Source organism: Myxococcota bacterium, assembly GCA_035498015.1.
Lineage (GTDB): Bacteria > Myxococcota_A > UBA9160 > SZUA-336 > SZUA-336 > VGRW01.
Genome location: DATKAO010000190.1, coordinates 1 through 4,019, shown reverse-complemented (window position 1 = coordinate 4,019; position 4,019 = coordinate 1). Strand labels below are relative to the sequence as shown.

Below are 4,019 nucleotides of genomic sequence, written 5' to 3'. Positions count from 1 at the left end.
GGGCCGATGGCTCCCCGGGACGGGCTCGAACCGCCGACCTAGTGGTTAACAGCCACCCGCTCTACCGACTGAGCTACCGGGGAATGGGCGCCCAGTCTACGGATCCGCGGCGGGCGATCAAGAGCGTGCCCGTGCGATGCTCGCGCCCGTGATCTTCGCCGCGATCTTCGGGGCGACGGCCGCACTCGTGGGGGCCGTCGCCGCCATCACCGGCTTCGGCATCGGCAGCGTGCTGACTCCGCTCGCGGCCAGTCAGCTCGGCATGAGCCTGGCCGTTGCGGCGGTCGCGCTGCCGCACTTCGCCGGCACGGTGTTCCGGGCCTGGCGCATGCGGCGCGAGATCGACCGCGACGTGTTCCTCGGCTTCGGCATCGCGAGCGCCGTGGGCGGGCTCGCCGGGGCGCTCCTGCAGCGCGCCATGGCGGGGCCGGCGCTCGGGATCGTCCTGGGCTGTCTTCTGATCTTCGCGGGCCTGATGGAGGCGACCGGCGCGGCCCGGCGCTTGCGCTTCGGCGGCAAGGCAGCGTGGGTGGCGGGCATCGTCTCGGGCGGGCTCGGGGGTCTGGTCGGGAACCAGGGCGGCCTGCGCTCCGGCGCGCTACTCGGCTTCGACGTGCCCAAGGAGGCGTTCGTCGCCACGGCCACGGCGGTCGGCGTGCTGGTCGACCTGGCGCGCCTGCCCGTGTATCTCGCGACCTACGGGCGCGAGATGCTCGGGCTGTGGCTGCCGATCGCGGCGGGGATCGTGGGCGTGCTGTTCGGCACGATCGCGGGCGAGCGCGTGCTGCGGCGCATTCCCGAGACGGCCTTCCGCCGCGGCGTGGCAGCGGCGCTGATCGCGCTGGGTGCGGCCATGTTGGCGGGGCTGGGGCGCTGACTCAGGAGCCCGCGGGCACCGCGATCCGGCAGCGCGGCGCCTCGCTCTCGCCGTCGCTCGGCCCCGACAGCGCGACCTCGAGCTGCGTGCCGGGCGACAGCTCGGGCAGCGCGACCTCCGAGGCGCCGTTCACCGACGCCAGCTGCTTGGGCGGCAGGATCGAGCGCAGCTCACTCACCTGCGCGCCCGCATAGCGCTTGGCCCGCGCCGCGTCCCAGCGCAGCACGAGCCCTGATGGACCGCGGGCGAGCGACAGCCCGAGGTCGGGGCCAGTCACGACGAGCGGCTCGGAGTAGAAGCTCTCGAGCCCGTCGGTGTCGAGCGCGCGCAGCCGGTAGCGCACGGTCTGTCCGCAGCCGACCGCGGCGTCGACGTAGCCGGTCTTGCCTGCCGGCACGGTCCCGATGCGCGCTTCGGGCTCGAAGTCCTCGGCGCCCTTCACCGCGCGCCACACCTCGTAGTCACTCACGTCGGGCTCGACGTTGGGCGACCACTTGAGGGCGATCCGGCCCAGGCGCCGTGCGTCGGCCGCGAGGCCCGTGGGTGGCAGCGGCTCGGCCTTGGTGACCGCGCGGATCGGTGACTCGGTCATCTCGCTCTGCCCGCCGAAGCGGTTCACGGCCGCGATCCGGTAGTACATGACGCGCAGGTCACCCGGGATCGAGTCCTCGTACACCGTGTTGAGCCGGCCTTCCGAGAACGCGACCTGCTCCCACGGCCCCGCCATCGTGGGGCAGCGGAAGATCCCGTAGCCGGCGACTGCGCGCTGCTCGCTCGGCTTCCAGGACAGCACCGCCTTGCGCGGCAGGTTGGAGTAGACCTGCAGCCCCTCGGGGATGGCCGGCTTGGGCTCGGTGGCGGCCGTGATCGCCGCATGACTGCGAGACACCCGTCCCGCGCGGTCGTAGGGGTGCACGCGGTAGTAGTAGGTCTGGCCGTCGCCGAGCTCGCCGGGCTTGTCGGCCCCGTCGGTGAAGACGGTGCCGAAGCGCGAGCTGGTGATGCCCACGCGCTTGAACTGGTTCTCGCCCGGCTGACTCGCGCGCAGGATCGCGTAGCCCGCCACGTCGCCCACGAGCACGGGGTCCCAGGCGAGCGAGATCTGCCGGTCGGCGTTCGAAGTGACTCGCAGGCTCTCGGGCGGCAAGAGGTCCGACGCCCGGTCGAACACCAGGGTCTGATTGCCGGCGAACAGCTTGGTGGCGACCTTCTCCGAAGTCGCGCAGCTCGCGAGCGCCAGCGCGAGACACAGGGCGGCGAGGACGCTACGGGCCACGGGTCTGGATCTCCTCGAGCCGCGACAGGATCCGCTCCGCGCGGTCGACGTTCTCCTTGGTGCGCTGGTCGTCGGGCGCGATCAACAGCGCCTCGCGCCACACCGCGAGCGCTTGCTCCAGGTCCTCGTCCTGGAAGTAGCGCTTGCCTTGCTCGTACAGCTGCGGCACGCGCGGCGCCAGCTCCTGGCGAAGTGACTGGAGCCTGCGCCGCGCGCCGGCGTGCTTGTCGTCGATGCGCAGCGCCTCGATGTACTCCTCGAGCGCGCGGTAGGGCTCGTTCGCCTCCTCGGCCTGCTGACCCGCGCGGTAGTGACCCTCGGCCAGGATCTCCTGCGAGGACAGCGTGGGCGGGGGCGGCGCGCCGCCCGCGGACTTCGCGGCGCTGCGGGTCTGCTGCTGCTCCTCGTCGGCGACCTGCTGGTCGTAGCGCTTGATGTAGGAGAGATACCCGAGCGCGGCCTCGTTCTGCGGGTCGAGCTCGAGCGCGCGCTCGAACGCCGCGCGCGCGCCGGCGCGGTCACCCAGCGCGTAGGCGCGCTTCCCGTCCTCGAGCGAGCGCAGCACCTGGGCGCCCGTCTCGGCGTAGACCTGGCGCACCTCGATCTGGATCGCGGGGTCGAACGGGTCGAGCCGCGAGAGCTTCTCGGCCGACTCGTTCGCCTGGCGCAGGTTCCCGGCCGCCAGCGCCGCGGCGAGGCGTTTGCGCTCCACGTCTTCCTGGGCGTGGAGGTCGCGGAACAGCTTCTGCACCCGGTCGAGCGTCTGGGGCCGGTCGGGATCGAGCTTCAGCGCCAGCCGGTAGTAGAGCACCGCCTCGGCCAGCCGGCCCTCGCTCTCGAAGAACTGCGCGCGCTTCTCGTAGCGGGCGAGCGTCGAGGCGAGCTCGGTCTCGAGCGTCTCGAGCCGGGCATGCGCCCGCGGGTACTCGCGGCTCGACTCCGGGATGCTGCGCCAGACCGACAGCGCGCCCGCCACGTCGCCCTGGCTGTAGAGCTTCTCGCCGCGGTCGTAGTCCTGCGCGCAGGCAAGCGCGGTCATCAAGAGCGCGACGGCGCTCAGTAGAAAGGGGCGCGACACGGGCGGGAGTTTAGAGCGGCGGCCCTGCTATCGCCTGCCTGGCCGCCTCGGGCGCGGCCGAGCGAACCAAGCCCTCAGTAGAGAATTTTAAAGACCTCGATCGGCTGGTCGACGCCCTCGATGCGCTTGGAGCCCTGGGGCTTGGCGTCGACCAGGAGACCCACGCGCTCGCGCACGGCGCCGGTCACCATGATCTCGCCCGGCCCGGCCATGGCCTGCAGTCGGTTGGCCACGTTCACCGGCTCACCGATCGCGGTGTAGTCCATCTTGAGCTCGGAGCCGATGTTGCCCACGACGACCTGGCCGGTGTGGATACCGATCCCCACCTCGAGCCGCACGAAGGGCTGCATGGACGCCTCGCAGCGCTGGTTGCGGTCGTGGATGGCGCGCTGCACGGCGATGGCGGCGGCGACCGCGCGCTGCGCGTGGTCCTCGGTTTCGATCGGCGCGCCCAGATAGGCGAGGATCGCGTCGCCGATGTACTTGTCGACCGTGGCGCCGTGCTCGAGCAGCCGCCCGGTGATCAGGTCGAAGGACTCGTTCAGGAACGCGACCACGCGCTCGGGGCCGATCGAGCCGGTGAGCCGCGTGAACTTGCGGATGTCGAGATACAGGACCGACACCTCGCGCAGCTCGCCCTTGAGATGGATCGCCTCGGGTGAGTCGATCACCTCCTGGAGCACGTGGTCCGAGACGTAGCGGCGGAAGGCCGTCTCGATGCGGCGCTTCTCGCCCAGGCTCTGACTCATCTCGTTGAAGGCGCGGGTCAGCACGCCGATCTCGTCGCG

At 71.7% G+C, this 4,019-nt stretch carries 4 protein-coding genes and 1 tRNA gene; 1 reads left to right on the top strand and 4 read right to left on the bottom strand.

Annotation, left to right across the window (positions count from 1 at the left end):
• Nucleotides 1-7 precede the first annotated feature (7 nt).
• Nucleotides 8-83: transfer RNA gene (locus VMR86_16755), tRNA-Asn, on the bottom strand.
• 53 nt (nt 84-136) lie between these two features.
• Between VMR86_16755 and VMR86_16750 the strand changes: the two genes are divergently transcribed.
• Nucleotides 137-877 (top strand): sulfite exporter TauE/SafE family protein, encoded by a 741-nt coding sequence (locus tag VMR86_16750; protein HTO08699.1) that lies wholly within the window; start codon nt 137-139, stop codon nt 875-877.
• 1 nt (nt 878) lies between these two features.
• Here the strand turns inward: VMR86_16750 and VMR86_16745 are convergent, their stop codons facing one another.
• From VMR86_16745 to VMR86_16735, 3 genes are all read right to left on the bottom strand, one after another.
• The gene (locus tag VMR86_16745; protein ID HTO08698.1) at nt 879-2,153 is read right to left on the bottom strand and encodes a hypothetical protein; all 1,275 of its coding nucleotides are present in this window, start codon (nt 2,151-2,153) and stop codon (nt 879-881) included.
• Nucleotides 2,143-3,231: a hypothetical protein gene (locus tag VMR86_16740; GenBank protein ID HTO08697.1), complete on the bottom strand. Its 1,089-nt coding sequence runs from the start codon at nt 3,229-3,231 to the stop codon at nt 2,143-2,145. The genes VMR86_16745 and VMR86_16740 overlap by 11 nt, the downstream gene beginning before the upstream one ends.
• A gap of 74 nt (nt 3,232-3,305) precedes the next feature.
• Nucleotides 3,306-4,019 (bottom strand): adenylate/guanylate cyclase domain-containing protein (locus VMR86_16735; protein ID HTO08696.1); only part of this gene is annotated, 714 nt, incomplete at its 5' end.

Excerpts from the sequence above, each read along its gene's own strand:
- VMR86_16750 (HTO08699.1), top strand. The coding sequence starts at position 137 with ATGCTCGCGCCCGTGATCTTCGCCGCGATCTTCGGGGCGACGGCCGCA.